Source organism: Rivularia sp. UHCC 0363 (genome assembly GCF_034931125.1).
In the GTDB taxonomy this organism is placed as follows: domain Bacteria; phylum Cyanobacteriota; class Cyanobacteriia; order Cyanobacteriales; family Nostocaceae; genus Rivularia.
On the sequence record NZ_JAYGHM010000027.1, the window covers coordinates 32975 to 52456 of the forward strand.

Genomic DNA, 19482 nt, shown 5'->3' on the forward strand with positions numbered 1-19482 from the left:
AGAATTCAAGTTTGAAATGTAGGAAATTTAGTAATGGATTTGACATTTGAAACTCAAAGATTACTATTAAAGCCGATATTAGAGAGTGACTTAAACACTCTACACGGTATTTTGATCGATCCCTATGTCAGAAAGTATTTATGCGACGATCAAATTTTGTCTTTGCAAAAGGTTGAAGAAATGTTAGTGGAGAGCCAAAAACTCTTTAATGAACAAAAACTTGGTCTTTGGCTTATTCAAACTAAAAATGAAGAAATTATTGGGTTTGTTGGTTTGTGGTATTTTTTTGATGAAAAGCAACCTCAATTAGTTTACGCTTTGCTACCCGAAGCGACTAAAAAAGGTTATGCTACCGAAGCCGCAACCAAAATATTAGAGTATTGTTTTAATACACTTGGTTATCATCATCTTTTAGCAAGTTGCGATCACCCTAACGTTGATTCCAGAAAAGTAGCACAAAGAATCGGCATGAAACAAGTTGAGGAAAAGCTCGTGGATGACAAACCCTTATTATTTTTCAAGGTTGAGGGTTGTCATCAAAATATTGTGACAGATTTCAATAATCAAGTACCAGATTTAAAGTAATCTAAAAGCCGATCGCCAGAATCAGCCCTTACTAAAGCCAGAACTATATCAGGCAAACTACTTAAAGTTGGGTAAACTAAATAACGCGGCTCCCATCGAGGATGAAACTTTTCTTTAAATTCGTGGAGTCCTTTAAAGTTATAAAATCGATTTAAGTGTTCGTATAGATAATGTAAACCTTTTTCCAACCGAGGTGATTTTTGATTTTCACCGACTCCAGCAAGGGCTGATAAACCAAGATTAAAGCTGTCATATCCTCTTTCTTGAAAATGTTTAAACATGGAAATAAACAAGAAATCCATTGTCCCGTTTTCAACTTCTGTTTTGCGTCGCATCAAATCAATAGTAATTTCATTTAATTGATACTCCGATATAATATTTGCAAAAGCAGTAATTTCACCTCCAGCAGTTTCTACGACGACAATTTCACAACCTCGTAGGTAATTTTCATCAAACCAACCTACAGAAAACCGTTTTTCAGAACCCTGCATCATTTTCAACCATTCATCGCTAATAACTTTTAGTTTTTGTAATAAGTCATCGGCGATCGGTGGCTGGTAAAATTTAACTTGATAGTTTAACTTAGTAAAGCGATTTACTACTGTTCTTAAATTCTTTCCCGCTTTACCTTCAAGAGTAAAACTTTTTAAATCGACAACCGCTTCTTCACCAATTTGAATCACTTTAAATCCTAAAGATTTATAGAGTTCGAGGTCATCCGGTAAAGTTTGATAAAAGCTAGGATACCAATCATTGCGATCGCAAAAATTTTCAAACCCTTGAATCGCACTTCTTCGATCTCCATCTGGTCCAATGGGGTCTCCCAACGCTACAGCACCCCGTCCTTTAGAAACATAGGAAATAACGGTTTTACCACTAGGACTAAAATAATAAGCTTTATCATTAAATAAAGTAAATCGTGCTAAAGAAGACTTACCATGCTGCTCTACAATTTTTATCGCTTGTTGTCTTTCTGTTTCTAAAGTCGTTCGTAACAGCACGGGACGTAGAAGCATAAATAAAGCATAAATGAAAGTAGTAACGGCAACAAAATAGATAGAATTGGCAAAAAAGTTTCCAAATCTAGTAGTTGGCTGTAACCCTGCATTATCTAAAGTAAAAAACATTGCTAGAGTTTGCTGCAATGCTTCAATGAAATTGAATTCTACACTGAATTGTCTATCTAATAGAAAAAAGCCAACCGTACCGTAAGCTAAAGTAAATAATAAAGCCCCAATCAAAACTCGAATTCCTTGAGCAATTGAAGGACGGTCGGATTGAGCGGTAAACAGACGACGGATTAAAATTAATTCAATTAATAATACGAGAGCGACTAAACTTTCTTCATAATCTAATCCTTTAATTAAATGAAGAGTAATAGATAAAATTAACAGCCCAACAGTTAGCAACCAAGCTACACGTTTGCGACGTAACAAATTGGCTGCGAGTGTAAGTAAAATAAAACCCGTTATGGCAGCTAAAAAATGACTACTGACGCGAATTTCAAACGGAATAAATTCTTTTAATATCTCTGTTCGTCTGGGTAAGTTTGGAGTCACCGCAGAAAGTAAATTTACAATACCTACTAAAGCCGTTAAAGTAGAGGCTATCCAAAGTTGAATACGTTGACGTTTGTTTAACAATTACTTCTCCCGATTTTTAGCTTTCTGTAGCTACAAATAAAGATAATGTAGTCAATATATCGAAATATTAGCTACTATTAAATCTTATAAACTAACTTTTCACATATTTTCAAATAAAAATGCCGTGGATATTGTTGGGGAAAAAATACATCTGCGTAAAGGTGTAGATTTACAGGTTGCTTACACGAAAGGTGAAAGTCCGGCTTTGGTGTTCATACATGGGGGACTGGGGAATCGTTTCAATTGGCGATCGCAATACGAATTCTTTCTCGATCAAGGAAGAGAGGTTTTAGCATACGATTTGGGAGGAAATGGTGATTCTACAGCGTATTCTCGCTATTCCTTGGGAAGACATGAACGGGATTTGAACCGACTGCTGAATAAATATCAGATTCAATCCCCCGTACTTTGCTGTCACAGTTATGGTGTCCCCCTGGGTTTAGAATGGGCAAGAAAGCATCCTGTTAGTGGTTTAATTTTAATTGCTGGTGGAACTCACGACCTCGCACCCTGGTGGGAAATTCCCTTGATGAAATTTTTTACTTGGGGTGGTCGTCATCTTTATCATTTACCTTTAGTTCAGTTATTAACTAATAAATTATCTAGTTCCCAAGCAGAAAAAATCGAGCGTTTCTTTACAGAAAGTCCTTTACCTAAAACATATCATCCTTATAAAGCCTTAGAAATATTTTGGGATTATAACTTTTTTGAAAAAGAACTAGCTGCACACAAATTCAAATTTCCGGTTTTAGTTATTAGTGGCGATCAAGACCCCATGTTTACCAAAACAATGGGAGAAGAATTAGCTAAATTATTTACATTTGGAAAACATTTACATCTACCCGAAGGCGGACATTTGCTAATAGCAGAGCATCCAGAAATAGTAAATCAAGAAATATCACTATTTTTATCACAGTTGTTAAGTTTATAAGCATTATAGATTGAACCTCACCCCTTCCCCTCTCCTTACTAAGGATACTGCTGGCGCAGGCGGGGTGAGGTTAAAATTTCTGTACCTAACTTAACCGAAAACCGCTATATTTACGTTCGCTAAAATAACTTTAAATTTTCTCAGTATACGCATATTTTAATATACAAATTAAATCTACTCAGCTTAATATAGTTACCTGTTTAAAACTGCCATAACATAAATAGGTCAAAATGATGAAAAGTAACAGACACTTACGCGCTCGCGTTAGTCCCGAAGAATATAAACTATTAGTAAGACTCAGAGAACGTAAACCAGCCCAACATCCTCCAAGCCAGCAGACAACCAAATTAGGCGATCGCGTTGCGGATACGGTTGCTGCGGTAATGGGTTCTTGGCGATTTATTATTATTCAAAGTGTTCTTTTATTCTTTTGGGTTGTTCTCAATATTGTTGCTTTTTCTCGACATTGGGACCCATACCCGTTTATTTTGCTTAACTTGATGTTATCTTTCCAAGCAGCTTATGCGGCTCCGATCATTATGATGAGCCAAAATCGGCAAAGTGCTATTGACCGTCAAGATGCAAAATATGACTATGAAGTGAATAAAAAAGCGGAATTAGAAATTGAGTTGATGCATGACAAACTTAACCAATTACGCGAACAGCAAATAGTGGAAGTTGTACAGATGCTCAAAGAACAACAGCAGCGCTTAGCAAATTTAGAAGAATTGTTAAAGCAATTAAGAAATAAATAATTAAAAACTATTAATTAAACTTGCCTGAAATTTATGAAAGTAGATATTGGGTCAAGCCAATCATTCAGGAAAAAATGAAAACACATAGAGGTTTATGGCGCTATTTGGTAGGTGAACCTTTACCAACTAGCGCTTTTGCAGAGGAACGTTTAACGAATACGGCAGCTTTAGCGGTTTTGTCTTCTGATGCTTTGTCTTCGGTGGCTTACGCAACGGAAGAAATTCTGCTGGTTTTGGTATTAGCAGGAGGTGGAGCGCTGGGATTATCCTTACCCATTGCTTTAGGGATTGCGCTGTTACTTGCGATTATTGCTCTTTCTTATCGTCAAACTATCCGCGCTTATCCTAGTGGTGGTGGTGCTTACACCGTAGCGCGAGAAAATCTTGGTATTTATCCAGGGTTGATTGCAGCAGCTTCGTTGATGATTGACTATATTCTCACGGTAACTGTGAGCGTTTCAGCGGGAATTGCGGCTTTAACTTCGGCGGTTCCGGCTTTACAACCTTTTGTTGTCGAGTTGTGTTTGCTACTAGTCTTTTTATTAATGTTGGCGAATTTACGGGGATTAAGATCCAGCGGTCAACTGTTTTCAATCCCTACCTATGCTTTTATCGTCACAATCTTTGGTTTGATTATCTGGGGGATTTTTCGCCAAGCAACGGGACAAATTACGGTAATTCCAGTAACTGTAACCCAAACACCAATAAGTTTATTCCTGCTGTGCCGCGCTTTTGCTGCTGGCTGTACTGCTTTAACTGGAGTGGAAGCCATTTCTAACGGTGTGATGGTGTTTAAGTCTCCAGAGTGGCAAAACGCTCGGCGGACTTTAGGATACATGGTGGGTATTTTGACCGCGATGTTTTTAGGAATTACTTACCTTGCCCACGTCTATCAAATCGTACCCGAATCTGGGCAAACGGTGCTTTCTCTATTAGGACGCTCTATATTCGGCAATGGTATTTTTTACTACTTTCTGCAAATTACCACCTTACTAATTTTAATGCTGGCAGCAAATACCAGCTTTGCAGATTTTCCCCGATTGTCCTACTTCTTAGCCAGAGACAGATTTTTACCAAGACAATTGTTATTGTTGGGCGATCGCCTTGTTTATTCCAACGGTATTATCCTCTTGAGTGCAACTGCGGCAATCTTGATTGTGATTTTCCGGGGACAAACTAACGCGATTATTCCCCTCTACGCTGTCGGCGTTTTTACATCCTTCAGCTTGTCTCAAGCCGGTATGGTGCGGCACTGGTTCAAAGATAAAACCGGCGGATGGCTTTTAAGTACAGTTATTAACGGTATCGGTGCGATCATGACAACATTGGTACTGATGGTGATTGTTGCTACTAAGTTTAAGCAGGGTGCATGGATAGTTGTCTTGGCAATTCCTGCGGTTGTTTACTTGTTTTTAAGCATTAACCGTCATTATCGGATAGTTAGGGAACGCTTGAGCATTGACGGAATGGAACTAAACCGCTCCCGAACACAAATACAAACTAACAGCACCACTCCCGCGATCGTATTAGTTGGACAACTGCATCGGGGAACAGTGGAAGCGTTAGAATATGCACGCAGCATTGCATCGCAAATTGTCGCTATCCATGTTGATATCGGCGATACAGATAAGACTAACCTATTACAGCAGTGGCAAGAATTAGAAGCCGACATTCCCTTGATAATTTTAGATTCTCCCTATCGATCGGTAGTCAAACCAATGAGCGAATTTGTTGCCGATTTTGAAGCACGACACCCAGAAACATTTACGACAGTCATCATCCCAGTTTTTATGACGCGACACTGGTGGGAAGATTTTTTACACAATCAAACAGCTTTGTTTGTTAGAGCAGCACTACGCAATAAACGCAGCCGAGTTATAAGTAGTGTTAGGTATTATTTGTGAATAATGAATGAAAAGCTAATTAACCGTTTAGTTCCCTTCTTAGGTTTGGGAATTTTGATAATCTGCTTGTGGGCTTTGCAAAAAGAATTAAAGCATTACCAATTAACAGAAGTAATCCAGAGTTTACAAGCAATTTCCTGGTATAGATTGAGTTTGGCAATATTATTTACAATTTTAGGCTACATAGCTTTTGCCTGCTACGATTTAATCGCGTTTCGCTACTTTAAATACTCTTTAAATACAGGTAAAATTTTATTTACAGCTTTTCTGAGTCATGCCATAAGTAATATTGTTGGCTTTGCAACTTTGTCCGGTGGTGCAATTCGCTATCGTTTCTACTCTCGCTGGGGAGTTTCGGCACGAAAGGTTGCTTTAATTATTGGGTTTGAAAATCTGTGTTTTTGGTTGGGATTATTTGCGGTGGGTGGAATTACTTTTATCATCGAACCTTTAACTTTACCCAGCTTATTAAAATTACCTTTGATTTCAGTTCATCCCATCGGGTTTATTTTCCTAGGGATTGTAGTAACATACTTGATGATTTGTGCTGTCAGAAAACAGCCGATAATAATAAAAGGGCAAAGTTTTGCAATTCCAAGTTTTACTTCATCTGTTACACAAATAATCGTTTCTTTCTTCGATTGGGCATTTGCTGCTGGGGTACTCTATATTTTACTTCCAAATAATACTCTTTTATCCTATTCTGGCTTTTTCGGTATCTATTTATTAGCCATGATTGTTAGCATTATTAGCCACGTTTCCGGTGGTTTAGGCGTATTTGAAACAGTTACTTTATTATTACTTCCAACATCACTTAATTCTGCTAGAGTTTTAGGTTCACTCTTAGCATTCCGAGCAGTTTACTACATATTTCCTTTGATAGTAGCGATGGGGTTACTAAGTAGTTATGAAATTAGACGACGGCTGAGACATTGAATTCTCAAATTCAGCCTTTTTACTTAACGCGATCGCAACTGCTTATTCAGCTTCGATATTGTCATAATTCCAATATTTTCGTTCTAAATCTAAATAATCAAAGACGTTGCACTGCAACGTCTCTACATAAGTTATTTGTATTACCTTTATTAAACGGTATTATTAATTGGGTGACTCTGAGGGTGCGGGAATTGCTAAGTTTTCCTCAGCAGGAATCAATTTATCTAAAACATTTATATAGCTTAAAACGCTATTACGCTGTTGTTCTAAATTAACTGCGACATTGATGTTCTTTTTAGAAACAGCTTGTTGTAATTCTTTTATTTTGCTGATATTTAAACTACCGTTAACATCTTCAACTTTATTTAAAGCTGCTGCTGCTTCCTGAATCCGAGTATTTGCTAAACCAAAGTTACGTAGGTCTAAATTTACTGTAGTATCATACAAATCACCGCGAGCTTCCATCAAATAAGCTCGGTTCTTTGCTGTAGTTAACTGTTCTTTTGTTTGTTGTAACTCAATATTTATTTGGTCATCGTTTGAAGAAAATTGAGAACGTGCTTGGAACCAACCAGCACCATATAAAGCTGCACCCGCAATTGTAGCAAGTACAAGACCGATCGCAATGTTCTTAACTTTGGAAAATCCCGATTCTTTATTAGTTGTATCTGTTGTTTTAACGTCGCTTATTTCACTCATGGCTTTTTAATACTGCATTAAGCTATAGTTTATCTGTAAAAAGTTTATAATCAACGATCAATTATCACTAGTTGACTCCGAACACTGATTAAATGGATGACACTGATTAATTCCTAACTCCTAACTCCTAACTCCTAACTCCTAACTCCTAAAGCGGACGCTGAGCGGGTACACCTACTGCACGAGGGAACTTCGCGGGTGTATTTGCTACTTTTCGTAAATACAAACAATGGCGATCGCTGTTACTTATGGGTGTATTAAATTTTTCGATTGATTCTATGATTCCACCCAACTGCTCTACGGCATTTTCCATATTGATAGTTTCTTCGTCCGTTAAACTACCCCGGTAAACTACTGCTAATCCCCCTTGTTTCAACAATGGTAAAGCATATTCCGCACAAGCCGAAGCCGAAGCTACAGCCCGAATCAGTGCTATATCGTAAGCTTCCCGATGCTGTCTTTGCCTACCGATTTCTTCTGCTCTACAAGTAGTTGCTTTGAGGTTATTTAAATTAAGTTGAGGCAAAATACTGTTGATAAAAGTAATTTTTTTCTTCGTAGAATCAACAAGATTAACAGTACAGTTTTTAACAGCTATAGCTACCGGAATACCAGGGAATCCTGCACCAGTACCTAAGTCAATTATAGTAATTTCTTTGCCCTCTTCCCTTCTTTCATCTTCATTTACCGAAATCAAAAACTTGATTCCCCGTAAAGAATCCCACAAGTGTTTTTCCCAAAAATCTTCAGGGTCAGTAATCCGAGTCAAGTTTAGCTGACGGTTCCCTTCAAGAATTAACCCATAAAGACGTTGAAACAGTTCTTGCTGTTGGGGAGATGGTTTCCAGTCAAGGGTTTTTTCCCAGATATCGGTCATCTGGGGTAAACAAGATATAGTTGAATCGTTCACGAGTAAAATTTAGCGCCTAAAATTTAGCGAGTTATATTTTATTTCAAAATAGTATTCTAGATATTACTCCTTTCTCGGTCTAAGATTAAGAATCTAATTCTTCTCCCTACTCCCTACTCCCTACTCCCTACTCCCTCAATAATGATTAACTCGAAAAAGCTTAGTTAAAAGGTTTTAAATTTGGAGACCAAGCAACCGATCTTATTACGATTAGAAAAAGTTAGTTTAGTCGAAAAACTGACAACTCAAGCCAAGCATAAATTGCCAGAGTATCCTATATTGCAGGATATTTCCGTGAATATTTATGAAGGCGATCGCGTTGCGATCGTTGGACCAACTGGAGCAGGTAAATCTTATTTATTGCGTCTTTTAAATCGTTTATGCGAACCCACAAGCGGTAAAATTTATCTCGAAAATCGCGAGTATCAGCAAATTCCCGTAATAGAATTACGCCAATCTGTCATCCTTGTAGCCCAACCAAAGCTTTTGGGAATGAATGTTAAAGATGCTCTAGTTTATCCGCTGATGTTGCGAAATTTACCCAAGCCTGAAATTGAGCAGCGTTTAAATTATTGGATGGAACAGCTGCATATTCCTGACGATTGGTTAGGAAGAACGGAAATACAGCTTTCCACCGGACAGCGACAGCTAGTAAATCTTGTCAGAGGATTAGTTATCCAGCCAAAAATTTTATTGCTAGACGAACCAACCTCCAATTTAGATTTAGGTACAGCAGAGCAGGTCATAGAAATTTTAAATCGGCTATACGCAAAACATCAGATTACAGTATGCATGGTAAATCACCAGCTAAATATAGCCCAAATGTTTTGTACGCGACTTATACACCTGCAACAAGGTCATTTAATCGCAAATCAAACAGCTTCTGAGATCAACTGGAATAATTTGCAAGAAATGCAGCAAGTAGAAACCGACAACGATTTTGAATTTTAAATGAGTATTGGGAATAGTTAAGGTTAAAGGTCAAAGGTTAAAATTCTTCTCCCCATCTCCCCATCTCCCCATCTCCCCATCTCCCTATCTCCCTATCCCCTCATCTCCCAGAAGCAATTGTAGAATGTTGGCTAGTAAATTGATTTTTAGGTTGTTGATTTTGAGTTAATTTAGCAGTTGATTGAGAAATATTTTGAGAATTTGTATTCAGCATTTCTATGTTAAATCGGTATCCGACGTTGCGAATGGTTTGAATTAAACTCGGTTGACGCGGATCTAATTCAACTTTTTTTCGCAACGATAATACGTGTGTATCAATTGTGCGCGGATTATCTATAGCGTCAGGCCAAGCGCGACGCAGTAATTCTGAGCGAGAAAGTGGCATTCCTCCAGCTTGCGCTAAAACATAAAGCAGGCTAAATTCCTGGGGTGTTAAATCGATAAATTCACCTTTAAAACGGACGCGACGCTGTATTAAGTCAATTTGCAAAGCACCATAATCCAAATAAGCTGGTGCTACAGGAGTGCGCTTGCGGCGAACAAGTGCTTCTACCCGTGCTAAAAACTCTTGCATCCCAAAAGGTTTACTTAAATAATCATCGGCACCAGCTTTTAAACCAGTGACAATATCAGCTTCATTACTTCGCGCAGAGAGCATTAAAATCAAAGGCTGTTGCTGGCGATTTAACCAACGACAAAATTCGATTCCATCACCATCAGGCAAGTCAGCATCAAGAACCACTAATGTTGGTTGATGAGTCAAAAACGCTTCTCTTGCTTGATAAATGCTAGCAGCCTGGAATACCCTATATTCCAGTTGTTGTAAGTGCCAACCGAGCAGCGACCTTAAATGGGGATTCCCCTCAATAATTTCAATACAAACTGAACCCACGTTGGCAAAACCCCTCATTCGAGCATGACTTTCAAGGTAACAAAGGCTATAGCTTTGGTTTTGTAACCGTTGTTACTCCCATTCGTATTTGCTTGACATTTATTTATTTTTTTAGTTTGCAGCATAGGATTTTGTTACCTTTTTTACAATATGGTTGATGCAATTGGTAACAATTATCAATTTTTGTTATACTAGTTTAAAACTATTGAAAATTTTCGTTTGTAGTTTTATTGTGTTATTGAAGTTTATTTAGTTCCGCTCAAATCCTAACCAACAAGCTATATTAGAACCAATCTCCACAAGCGTTTTATGGTGAGAACAAAGTAGATATTGCCCATGAAATAGCAAAAAGCGTAACTTTTGTGTAATTAATAAATAATCTTTAAAAAATATAAGAGTCGCTTATTTACTCATCACATTAAGCCTATAAACGAATAGGATATATGTAGAGGTCGTGGCAATAGCATCTTTTTATCAAGCTTTCACTCGAACGCTGATTCATGCCCATCTAAAAGTAATACTTCACATTTGAGCTTGAATCATTTACAATTCTCATTCCAACCCTCTGATAGTTTTTTCTTGCATTATGCTCCAAGACACACGAACAATCCGCTACTATCAAAGATTGACTGACGCCTTCGTCGAACTCTGGAATCGCGGTTATCGTACAGATGATATGCGGATGTACCTTGATGGTTATTTAGCCGCACTCACAAGCAGCAACAGCTTGGAGGCTTACCTAATTCATCGCTTAGAGGAAGAAGCTACCCGCTTCTTGTTTGATGCATCTAATTTTGCAGTGACTCAACCAGAGCCAGAACCAGATTACTATCAATAAGATTTGCCAGTCCGTTAATAGTAATCCATGCTCAACGCAGATGATTATAGCATTCTATCTGCAAGTGTCAACTGTATCGCTAGTAAGATTTTTTGTAAATGTTTTGTAGCAATTCTCAATAAATTTTCCCCTCACTAAGCTTGGTTATTCCAGACAAAGTGGGGGGATTTTTTTTTGGATAGCGAATGAATTGATTAAGAAGCCATTGCGACTTCAACCATTTGCTGCAATTCACCTTTTTGGTAAAGTTCAATCAAAATATCGCTTCCACCAACAAATTTACCATTTACGTACAGTTGGGGAATTGTCGGCCAGTCGGAATATTCTTTGATTCCCTGACGTACTTCTGAGTCTTCGAGAACGTCAAAAGTCTCGAAGGGAACTCCCAAGGTGTTGATAATTTGGACAACATTGTTAGAGAAGCCGCACATTGGCATTAATTTGCTTCCCTTCATGAAAACCATGATTTTGTTTTGCTGTACCAAGTTATCAATTTTTTCTTTAACTTCTGGTGTCATGATGTTTCCCTTTTGCGATCGTGTTTTGGTTCGTTGACCAGCTTAAGTTAAAAACTGATGGTCGGTAATCTAGCTCATGTCGTTGGAGTTGATTTATTTCCCCAGCAGTAACTGATAACTCATAACTAGTGGTTATGAAGCGGCTGTTGCTTGCCAAGCTTCGGGAGTGTATGTTTTAAGTGCTAAAGCGTGAATAGCTTCGCTAGACATAGCTTGTTTCAGCGCACCGTACACTAGCTGATGTTGCTGTACCAATCCCTTGCCAGCAAATTGCGATGAAACTACACTTACTTGATAATGGTCGCCACCGCCGGTCAAGTCTTGTACTTGAATCTGAGCATCTGGCATTTGTGCCTTGATCATGGACTCTACTTGCTGCGGACTTATCATCGCAATCCCTAAAAATTATTTCTCTACACTCTACTTATATATTATGTCCAAATTTTCAATAATTTTAGACTGTATAAATCAATTATTCAGTTACCAATGAATTATATTTTTCTGATGTTTTGCTTAAAAAAATATAGATAATTTAATCCTACCATCCTTTAATTCAAAAGCCACCGCCAAAAGTTTAACGGTGGTATATTTAACAATTTTATGGTAGGTATAAAAAACTTAGTTATTTTTTGGGTGAAGTAGCATTACTGCCGCTCTTTGGATAAGGAGAATCAACAAAGCCCAACTCAAGTAATTGTTGATAAGCTTTTCTGCCTAACTCTCGGCTGGGATTTTGACTTTTGATAATTTGCACTAACAAAGGTACAGCTAATTCTGGTTTATTTTGCGCTCTGTTTACTAACGCTAACTGATAGGTAGCTTCATCTCGCATTTGAGCGGCGGATAAAGCTTTTTGACGCTGTGAATCGGCGACCCTGTTGTCGATTCCGGCAAAACTAGAATTTAGTTGTTGGTAGAAATTTGATAGCTGATTGAAAACTAAACGTGCTTCCTTAAGTTTATTTTCCGCTAAAGAATAATTTTGCGAAGAAACAGCATTACCAGCCTCCGACATCAAACGTTTTCCACCATCAAGACTCAAAACGCTGCTTGTTTGTCCGGTTGGACTCAGAGTATCGGGGTCATTTGGATCTATAGGTTGTACTTGCGTGCTACCACTAGGTAGTTTAACCTGAGCGTGAGCGGGTGATAGTAGACCAAAACTTGCTATTACCGATAGTAAAGCAAGACAAATATTGGGAATTGAAGCAAATTTCATGGGGATAAATACTTGGGACAACTAAACAGAATAGGGATAGAACTGAAGGGTATCTTAACTCTGTTTTGCTCTTTAACAAAGCAAAGCTACATACACTCGTATCTTTGATTTAGACTGAAATTCTCATTAATTGGGTTCCCACAACCATTACAGTCACCAACATAGCTGTCATGAATACGAGCGCAAATCCACAAAAATATCCGATTATACCAACAAACAGTTTAGGAATGATTATACAACGTGGTGGTGAAGAATTAGTTCTAGAAAAGGTTCCAGACCGATTTACCGTTCGTAGTAATGCTAATATTCCGGCTCCAAAATTAGCTCAAAGTTTCTTGGGTAGTTGGCGTAGCACTATCCCTACTTCTCGTTTGGAATTATTCAGGGTTGCATCCAGCAACTTAGAAATGGCAATGTCTCAAGCGCGGAGTTCAACAAATGTTGCTTTTGCCAGTCATGTTTACCAAATTAAAGGTAATCCCGGTACGTCGGTTTATTTAAGCGACCAAATGACTATTGAATTTGCTTCTTGGGTTGATACCTCTACAATTAACTCGATCGCAGCAAAGTTTGGTTTAGTTCTTCACAAAGCTGTTGATGGTCTTCCTAATACTTTTGTCTTTGTTGTCGGTCAACAAGCTACACAAAACCCGATAAAAATTGCCAATCAGTTACAAGGTTTATCTGAAGTTTTAGCTAGCGAACCTAATATTATTATTCGTCAAGAATCTTATTACAAACCTAGTGACCCGCTTTATTTTCAGCAATGGTATCTCAATCACAATGGTGGGAATCAATTAGCAAATGGATCTCATATTTCAGTTGAAAAAGCTTGGGATATTACGCGGGGAGTTCGGTCGGTGACTGTTGCTGTGGTCGATGATTCTTTCGATCTCAATCATCCCGATTTTATGGGTACTGGAAAAATAGTCGCTCCCTTAGATTTGAAAGATAATGATTTTTTACCCGTACCCACACAAGAACAACCCAGTCACGGTACAGCCTGTGCGGGAATCGCGATCGCTTCTGAAAATGGTACGGGAATTGCTGGAGTTGCTCCCGGCTGTGCGTTTATGCCTATTCGTACTAGCGGATTTTTGGATGATGAATCGATTGAAAAGATTTTTGATTGGGCTGTAGAAAAAGGAGCAAGTATAATTTCTTGCAGTTGGGGAGCTTCTGCTGTATATTTCCCTCTTTCTTTACGTCAACGTGCTGCGATTACTCGCGCTGCTACAAAAGGTCGGAATGGCAAGGGTTGTGTAATTTTATTTGCTGCTGGTAATGCGAATCGTCCGATTAACGCTACCGTTTACGAGAGCGGCTGGGTGAAAAATATAGTTACAGGTAAAACTCGTTGGCTCAGTGGTTTTGCGGTGCATCCTGATGTAATTACTGTTTCCGCATCCACCAGCTTGAACAAAAAAGCCGCTTACAGCAATTGGGGTAGTAATATTTCGATCTGCGCTCCCAGCAACAACGCTCAGCCGGGAATATGGTTTGAACAAACTGGTTTTGTCTACACTCAACCCGCGATCGCAGCTTCACTTCCCGGACGGGCAATATTCACAACGGATCAATTAGGAGCGGCAGGCTACACGAAAGATGATTTTACCCCTTATTTTGGCGGTACTTCTAGCGCTACTCCGGTAGTCGCTGGAGTTGCAGCGCTAGTTTTATCAGCGAATCCTGACTTAAGCGCTCAGCAAGTAAAACGCATACTTGAAGAAACCGCAGATAAAATAGTTGATTTAGAACCCGATGCACAATTAGGTTTGCGTTACGGTAGTTACGATGATAACGGTCATTCAAATTGGTTTGGTTACGGTAAAGTAAACGCGGAAGCTGCCGTAAAAGTAGCGCAGAAACTGCAAGTAAATGCTGCGATCGCAACCCCGAATATAGTAGGACGTAATAACGCTGTATTATCGATTCCCGATAATTCTAAACAAGGCATAAAAAGTGGGATTATGATATCCGAACTTAGCAAAGTCCGCGATATTCAAGTTAGCGTCAACATCACCCATGAATTTTTAAGCGATTTAGAAATTTACCTGATTGCGCCAAACAATCAACGGGTGTTATTGCAAAGTCGTACTTTAGGTCGTCGTAACGAATTGCAAACCACTTACTCAGTGCAAACTCATCCAGTTTTAAAAAATTTACTATGGCAATCAGCCAAAGGAAACTGGCAATTATGGATTATTGATATGGCTCCACTTGATGTGGGCAAATTAAAGAATTGGGAACTGGCTTTATCAATTAACAATTAACAATTATCAATAATTGGATTGCTTGTCTTTGTTCTACTCCCTACTCCCTACTCCCTACTCCCTATTCCCTCAACTGGATATTTGTGCAAAACTACTACTTGCTAAATCATCATATTGATAGTTGAGGTGTTGGAGTGCGTGACCTAAATCATCTGTAAGAACTTTAGCATCTTGTTTTATAGAACCTTGAGCATAGTCAGAAACTTTAATTGGTGAACCGATGCTGATGCTGACATCCGCACCCCAGCTTGGATAAGGATGACTGTAATTAAAGCAAATAGGTACAATTTTCACTCCTAAACCGGGGTGAGATGATTCAGCGCTCATTGCCAAACGCGCAATTCCCGGCTTGAGCGTGTGGACTTCGCGATCGCGGAAAATACCGCCTTCAGGATAAATAACTAACATTTCACCGCGTTGCAGCAATTCAACGGTATGACGGAGAGTTGTAATTGAAGGGCGTTTTGCATCTACGGGGAATCCTCCCAAACGCCGCACAAACCAGCCTTGAAAGCCGCGACACTCGGTACTTGTAACCATAAAACGTAAATCTCGTCCGGTAATATAACGTCCGGTTGCATAAGGTAAAAGTAGCGAATCCCAGCGGGTTTTATGGGTAGGAGCTAAAATTACAGGACCGCTTTTGGGTAAATTTTCTTGTCCTGTAATTGTGATTTGGCTGAAATATAAAGGTAAAAGTATATTTCCTGCCAATAAGTAACTAAGAGAACTTAACCAAGGAGAAATTCGCGAATTAGTGTCAGGCAACTTGGTACAAAATTTACTATTGACTGTTTTTTGTCTGCCGGTATCAAATATTGAATCAAATTCCATCATCACGGTGACTGCTGAACGTTGAATGAATCAAAATGTAAAGAATTCTTGATTAGTAACACCGTAGATTTTCTCACCCGACTTTTGTAGCACTCACTGGACAGTTTTACCTCTGTCCTTTAAGTTACCCTATGTCGCCGATTAACAAACCAAGTTTGTAATAAGGAGCGACAGTCAGATTCTAAGATGCCTCCAATTACACGCAAACGATGATTGGAAGCCGCACTATCAGGAATGTTAGTAACTGTCCGAATTGCACCAGTTTTCGGGTCATCTACTCCATACACTAGTAGACCTACACGGGCTTGCACAATAGCACCAGCACACATTGGACAAGGTTCGAGAGTTACGTAGAGAGTACATTCATGCAGCCGCCAATTTTGTAACCTGCCCGTTGCTTCCCGTATAGCGAGGATTTCCGCATGAGCGGTAGGGTCATTGTCCCGTTGTTTTCGATTTTCACTTTCTGCGATTATATTTTCAGATGAATCAATAATAACAGCGCCCACGGGAACTTCACCTGCATCTCCTGCCACTTGTGACAGCTTTATAGCCTGCTGCATCCATTTTTTGTGTATAAGATATTCTGAGTAACTACTTAACATATTCTTTAGGAATGAGGAGTTGGGAGTTGGGAGTTAGGAGTTAAGCTGATGTGCAGCTAAATTGTATATAGATGTATACAGCAAAAACGTGAAAATATTGTAGTGCGGTAGCGCAGCGTCTCCGTAAGGGCATGCATCTTGCTCGCTAGTATCATATAAATAAATACGCAATAAATTATATAAGTATTTTGTTTAGAGACGATATATAAATGCCCCTCGGACAAGCAATACCTACAGTACGTTCCGCTATAGGCTAATACGTCTTTACAAGGGATTAGGTTTGAAAAAGTAACCCGATTTATGGCAAAAAACGGGTTTTAAGGAAGATAAAATTTTTGCTAAAAGCCTTATATTCTTAAACTGTTGCTGGTTGATTTAACATCGAATCAAGTTGACCTTGAGTATCTAATTGATACAAATCATCGCAACCGCCGACGTGTTGATTATTAATAAAAATCTGCGGTACCGAACGCCGTCCATCTGCACGTTCAGCCATTGCAGTTCTAGCTGTTGCGTCTCCATCAATTTTATATTCGGTGAATTTTACGCCTTTCCACCACAAAAGCATTTTTGCTCGGATGCAATAAGGACAAGTCTGCCAAGTATAAATTTCTACGTTTGCTTTGATCTGTTCGGGATGGCGACCTAAAATCGGGTTAAGAAAGTCGAACATATTTTTAATTTAAGGGTTGTTATGGGATTTTCTTTTAGCCTAGCAGTTTGAGTTAAAGATTGAACTACAGGGGTCATTGCCTCATTTCTTTCAAATGCATTCGTAGTGCGACGCTGTGCGAATCTACGCTTACGCACACGCTCGTTACAATCAGCGAGCTAAAAGCAACCAGCGAGATCCGCGAGCTAAAAGCAACCAGCGAGATCCGCAAGCTAAAAGCAACCAGCGAGATCCGCGAGCTAAAAGCAACCAGCGAGATCCGCGAGCTAAAAGCAACCAGCGAGCGAGACGCTTGCGCTTCGCGCACACTTCGTGAGTCTGCGCTTACGCACACGCACTACGCTAACCCCTCAAAATTAATGTGGTGGAATACTAGTACTCTGTCACATTAACTTTGCGGGGTAAGAAATTCGTAGTGCGACCATCTTGGTCGCTCGTTACAACCAGCGAGCGGGCTAAAAGCAACGAGCGAGCGAGACGCTCGCACTACGCGCACACTTCGTGAACGCACTACGCTAACCCCTCAAAGTTAGTGTGACAGACTACTAGTACTCCATTTCAAAAGTTTTGACGGGTTTTTATCCTAGCCCGTCCGGGAATGCAATTCGCGGACTAATAGCATAAGTCCTATAAATAGGACTAAAATTTTACCCCGCAAAATTAATGCAATCGACCAATAGTAGTTCATTTCATTAATTACGAATTACGTTCACCTTTCTGTGTTCCCGTTCACCGCAAGGTGTCCCGTAGGGAAGGGTATTACGAATTACGAATTATACTCACCCAGACGTTGAATTGAGCAAATTAGTTAACAATCTAAAGTCAGTGTCTTCTAGAAAATTGCGAAAAGAATTTGCAGAGTATTTATCTGAGATTTATTGGAAAGAAGTATTTTGGAGTGGTTCTTATTTTGTAGCAACGCGAGGTGGCGTAACTGTTTCGACTTTGCGGAAATACATCGAGGGACAATCTAAACCCGGTTCGTAATTCATCCCAACACTTCCCTTACGGGTAAGTGTGGGACTTCTTACGATTGAAAGTTAAAAATAATTTAAAAATAAATTTTATATAAAAGACTTAATAAATATGGTCAGCATGGCAAACCATGCACCACTCGCTTTTGCCCCTTAGCAGCAAAACTTAACACAAACCAAAGCTAAGATAGATTTCCACGGGTATACGCCTTTTGATAGACTTAATAACTGATATCGCAATTCGCAAATACCGCGTTTAGCAAGCAATTGAGAGGGTAGACTTCGTGGAAAATACGCTTGGATTAGAGATTATTGAAGTAGTTGAGCTAGCGGCGATCGCCAGCGCTCACTGGATGGGCAAAGGTGAGAAGAATACCGCTGACCAAGTGGCTGTAGAAGCTATGCGGGAGAGAATGAACAAAATCCATATGCGCGGACGCATTGTGATTGGAGAAGGTGAACGCGATGAAGCTCCCATGCTTTACATTGGTGAAGAAGTGGGAATTTGTACTCGTGAAGATGCCAAAGATTATTGTAACCCCAATGAATTAATTGAAATTGACATCGCTGTTGACCCTTGCGAAGGCACTAACCTGGTAGCATACGGTCAAAATGGATCTATGGCTGTATTGGCAATTTCTGAAAAAGGCGGATTATTTGCTGCACCCGACTTCTATATGAGAAAGCTCGCAGCACCAGCACAAGCACGAGGCAAAGTAGATATAAACAAGTCTGCCACCGAAAACCTGAAAATTCTATCCGAGTGTTTGAATCGTTCGGTTGAGGAATTAGTAGTAGTAGTGATGGATCGTCCCCGTCACAAAGAATTAATTGCAGAAATTCGTCAAGCAGGTGCTAGAGTCCGCCTAATCAGCGATGGTGACGTTTCTGCGGCTATTTCCTGCGGTTTCTCCGGTACCAACATTCATGCATTAATGGGTATCGGAGCGGCTCCCGAAGGTGTAATTTCTGCTGCTGCAATGCGTTGTTTGGGCGGACACTTTCAAGGACAATTGATCTACGATCCAGAAGTAGTGCAAACAGGTTTAATTGGCGAAAGCAGAGAAGGTAATTTAGCACGACTCAAAGAAATGGGTATCAACGACCCAGATAAATGTTACAACGCTGAAGAACTAGCTGGCGGTGAAAACGTACTCTTTGCAGCTTGCGGTATTACTCCGGGAACCTTAATGGAAGGAGTTCGTTTCTTCAACGGAGGAGCTAGAACTCAAAGCTTAGTAATTTCCAGCCAATCAAAAACTGCCCGGTTTGTCGATACCATTCATATGGTAGATAAACCACAAACCCTAAGTCTAAGGTAGGAAAGGGAAATAATTAGTTA

Annotated in this window: 20 protein-coding genes and 1 pseudogene; 11 read left to right on the forward strand and 10 right to left on the reverse strand. The window is 39.4% G+C overall.

Features of this window, described 5'->3' with window-relative positions; genetic code table 11:
• Positions 1 to 33: 33 nt before the first annotated feature.
• Entirely contained in the window at positions 34 to 585 is a 552-nt protein-coding gene (locus tag VB797_RS16630) for a GNAT family N-acetyltransferase (protein ID WP_323238825.1), read from the forward strand.
• Here the strand turns inward: VB797_RS16630 and VB797_RS16635 are convergent.
• Positions 564 to 2228 (reverse strand): phosphatidylglycerol lysyltransferase domain-containing protein, encoded by a 1665-nt coding sequence (locus VB797_RS16635; protein ID WP_323238826.1) that lies wholly within the window; start codon positions 2226 to 2228, stop codon positions 564 to 566. The genes VB797_RS16630 and VB797_RS16635 overlap by 22 nt on opposite strands.
• A gap of 124 nt (positions 2229 to 2352) precedes the next feature.
• On the opposite strand from VB797_RS16635, the gene VB797_RS16640 reads away from it, so the two are divergent.
• The 4 genes from VB797_RS16640 (at position 2353) to VB797_RS16655 (ending at position 6754) form a co-directional block, all read left to right on the forward strand.
• Complete coding sequence (locus VB797_RS16640) at positions 2353 to 3159, forward strand: alpha/beta hydrolase (RefSeq protein WP_323238827.1); 807 nt, start codon at positions 2353 to 2355, stop codon at positions 3157 to 3159.
• 230 nt (positions 3160 to 3389) lie between these two features.
• The gene (locus tag VB797_RS16645; RefSeq protein WP_323238828.1) at positions 3390 to 3914 is read left to right on the forward strand and encodes a DUF1003 domain-containing protein; all 525 of its coding nucleotides are present in this window, start codon (positions 3390 to 3392) and stop codon (positions 3912 to 3914) included.
• 74 nt (positions 3915 to 3988) lie between these two features.
• The gene (locus VB797_RS16650) at positions 3989 to 5818 is read left to right on the forward strand and encodes an APC family permease (protein WP_323238829.1); all 1830 of its coding nucleotides are present in this window, start codon (positions 3989 to 3991) and stop codon (positions 5816 to 5818) included.
• Between the two features lie 3 nt (positions 5819 to 5821).
• On the forward strand, positions 5822 to 6754 hold the full coding sequence (locus VB797_RS16655; protein WP_323238830.1) for a lysylphosphatidylglycerol synthase domain-containing protein: 933 nt from the start codon (positions 5822 to 5824) through the stop codon (positions 6752 to 6754).
• A gap of 162 nt (positions 6755 to 6916) precedes the next feature.
• On the opposite strand, the gene VB797_RS16660 is transcribed toward VB797_RS16655, so the two are convergent.
• A complete protein-coding gene (locus VB797_RS16660) occupies positions 6917 to 7453 on the reverse strand; it encodes a hypothetical protein (RefSeq protein WP_323238831.1) in 537 nt (178 codons plus the stop codon).
• A 148-nt stretch (positions 7454 to 7601) separates the two neighbouring features.
• The gene (rsmG, locus tag VB797_RS16665; protein WP_323238832.1) at positions 7602 to 8363 is read right to left on the reverse strand and encodes a 16S rRNA (guanine(527)-N(7))-methyltransferase RsmG; all 762 of its coding nucleotides are present in this window, start codon (positions 8361 to 8363) and stop codon (positions 7602 to 7604) included.
• Positions 8364 to 8543: 180 nt separating this feature from the next.
• On the opposite strand from rsmG, the gene VB797_RS16670 reads away from it, so the two are divergent.
• The gene (locus VB797_RS16670; RefSeq protein ID WP_323238833.1) at positions 8544 to 9314 is read left to right on the forward strand and encodes an ABC transporter ATP-binding protein; all 771 of its coding nucleotides are present in this window, start codon (positions 8544 to 8546) and stop codon (positions 9312 to 9314) included.
• A 100-nt stretch (positions 9315 to 9414) separates the two neighbouring features.
• On the opposite strand, the gene VB797_RS16675 is transcribed toward VB797_RS16670, so the two are convergent.
• The gene (locus VB797_RS16675; RefSeq protein WP_323238879.1) at positions 9415 to 10206 is read right to left on the reverse strand and encodes a response regulator transcription factor; all 792 of its coding nucleotides are present in this window, start codon (positions 10204 to 10206) and stop codon (positions 9415 to 9417) included.
• A 586-nt stretch (positions 10207 to 10792) separates the two neighbouring features.
• On the opposite strand from VB797_RS16675, the gene VB797_RS16680 reads away from it, so the two are divergent.
• Positions 10793 to 11044 (forward strand): DUF6761 family protein, encoded by a 252-nt coding sequence (locus VB797_RS16680; RefSeq protein ID WP_323238834.1) that lies wholly within the window; start codon positions 10793 to 10795, stop codon positions 11042 to 11044.
• Between the two features lie 194 nt (positions 11045 to 11238).
• Here the strand turns inward: VB797_RS16680 and grxD are convergent, their stop codons facing one another.
• The 3 genes from grxD to VB797_RS16695 form a co-directional block, all read right to left on the reverse strand.
• The gene (gene grxD, locus VB797_RS16685; RefSeq protein WP_323238835.1) at positions 11239 to 11562 is read right to left on the reverse strand and encodes a Grx4 family monothiol glutaredoxin; all 324 of its coding nucleotides are present in this window, start codon (positions 11560 to 11562) and stop codon (positions 11239 to 11241) included.
• A 132-nt stretch (positions 11563 to 11694) separates the two neighbouring features.
• Positions 11695 to 11952 (reverse strand): BolA family transcriptional regulator, encoded by a 258-nt coding sequence (locus tag VB797_RS16690; RefSeq protein ID WP_323238836.1) that lies wholly within the window; start codon positions 11950 to 11952, stop codon positions 11695 to 11697.
• A 232-nt stretch (positions 11953 to 12184) separates the two neighbouring features.
• Entirely contained in the window at positions 12185 to 12781 is a 597-nt protein-coding gene (locus tag VB797_RS16695) for a hypothetical protein (RefSeq protein ID WP_323238837.1), read from the reverse strand.
• Between the two features lie 170 nt (positions 12782 to 12951).
• Between VB797_RS16695 and VB797_RS16700 the strand changes: the two genes are divergently transcribed.
• Entirely contained in the window at positions 12952 to 15054 is a 2103-nt protein-coding gene (locus VB797_RS16700; RefSeq protein ID WP_323238838.1) for a S8 family serine peptidase, read from the forward strand.
• Positions 15055 to 15123: 69 nt separating this feature from the next.
• Here the strand turns inward: VB797_RS16700 and VB797_RS16705 are convergent, their stop codons facing one another.
• The 3 genes from VB797_RS16705 to grxC form a co-directional block, all read right to left on the reverse strand.
• On the reverse strand, positions 15124 to 15891 hold the full coding sequence (locus tag VB797_RS16705) for a 1-acyl-sn-glycerol-3-phosphate acyltransferase (protein ID WP_323238839.1): 768 nt from the start codon (positions 15889 to 15891) through the stop codon (positions 15124 to 15126).
• A 116-nt stretch (positions 15892 to 16007) separates the two neighbouring features.
• Complete coding sequence (tadA, locus tag VB797_RS16710; protein WP_323238840.1) at positions 16008 to 16493, reverse strand: tRNA adenosine(34) deaminase TadA; 486 nt, start codon at positions 16491 to 16493, stop codon at positions 16008 to 16010.
• Between the two features lie 355 nt (positions 16494 to 16848).
• Positions 16849 to 17166 carry a glutaredoxin 3 gene (gene grxC, locus VB797_RS16715; protein WP_323238841.1) on the reverse strand — a complete coding sequence of 106 codons (318 nt, stop codon included), beginning with the start codon at positions 17164 to 17166 and terminating at the stop codon, positions 16849 to 16851.
• A 115-nt stretch (positions 17167 to 17281) separates the two neighbouring features.
• Here grxC and VB797_RS16720 point away from each other — a divergent pair, with 115 nt between their 5' ends.
• From VB797_RS16720 to glpX, 3 genes and pseudogenes are all read left to right on the forward strand, one after another.
• Entirely contained in the window at positions 17282 to 17482 is a 201-nt protein-coding gene (locus VB797_RS16720) for a hypothetical protein (RefSeq protein ID WP_323238842.1), read from the forward strand.
• 464 nt (positions 17483 to 17946) lie between these two features.
• A pseudogene (gene tnpA, locus VB797_RS16725) lies at positions 17947 to 18153 on the forward strand (IS200/IS605 family transposase); the annotation flags it as partial.
• A gap of 271 nt (positions 18154 to 18424) precedes the next feature.
• The gene (gene glpX / locus VB797_RS16730; RefSeq protein ID WP_323238843.1) at positions 18425 to 19462 is read left to right on the forward strand and encodes a class II fructose-bisphosphatase; all 1038 of its coding nucleotides are present in this window, start codon (positions 18425 to 18427) and stop codon (positions 19460 to 19462) included.
• Positions 19463 to 19482 lie beyond the last annotated feature (20 nt).

Excerpts from the sequence above, each read along its gene's own strand:
- VB797_RS16695 (WP_323238837.1), bottom strand. The coding sequence starts at position 12,781 with ATGAAATTTGCTTCAATTCCCAATATTTGTCTTGCTTTACTATCGGTA.
- VB797_RS16690 (WP_323238836.1), bottom strand. The coding sequence starts at position 11,952 with ATGATAAGTCCGCAGCAAGTAGAGTCCATGATCAAGGCACAAATGCCA.
- VB797_RS16660 (WP_323238831.1), bottom strand. The coding sequence starts at position 7,453 with ATGAGTGAAATAAGCGACGTTAAAACAACAGATACAACTAATAAAGAA.
- VB797_RS16655 (WP_323238830.1), top strand. The coding sequence starts at position 5,822 with ATGAATGAAAAGCTAATTAACCGTTTAGTTCCCTTCTTAGGTTTGGGA.
- tadA (WP_323238840.1), bottom strand. The coding sequence starts at position 16,493 with ATGTTAAGTAGTTACTCAGAATATCTTATACACAAAAAATGGATGCAG.
- VB797_RS16630 (WP_323238825.1), top strand. The coding sequence starts at position 34 with ATGGATTTGACATTTGAAACTCAAAGATTACTATTAAAGCCGATATTA.
- grxD (WP_323238835.1), bottom strand. The coding sequence starts at position 11,562 with ATGACACCAGAAGTTAAAGAAAAAATTGATAACTTGGTACAGCAAAAC.
- VB797_RS16645 (WP_323238828.1), top strand. The coding sequence starts at position 3,390 with ATGATGAAAAGTAACAGACACTTACGCGCTCGCGTTAGTCCCGAAGAA.
- VB797_RS16680 (WP_323238834.1), top strand. The coding sequence starts at position 10,793 with ATGCTCCAAGACACACGAACAATCCGCTACTATCAAAGATTGACTGAC.
- VB797_RS16650 (WP_323238829.1), top strand. The coding sequence starts at position 3,989 with ATGAAAACACATAGAGGTTTATGGCGCTATTTGGTAGGTGAACCTTTA.
- grxC (WP_323238841.1), bottom strand. The coding sequence starts at position 17,166 with ATGTTCGACTTTCTTAACCCGATTTTAGGTCGCCATCCCGAACAGATC.
- VB797_RS16700 (WP_323238838.1), top strand. The coding sequence starts at position 12,952 with ATGAATACGAGCGCAAATCCACAAAAATATCCGATTATACCAACAAAC.
- VB797_RS16705 (WP_323238839.1), bottom strand. The coding sequence starts at position 15,891 with ATGATGGAATTTGATTCAATATTTGATACCGGCAGACAAAAAACAGTC.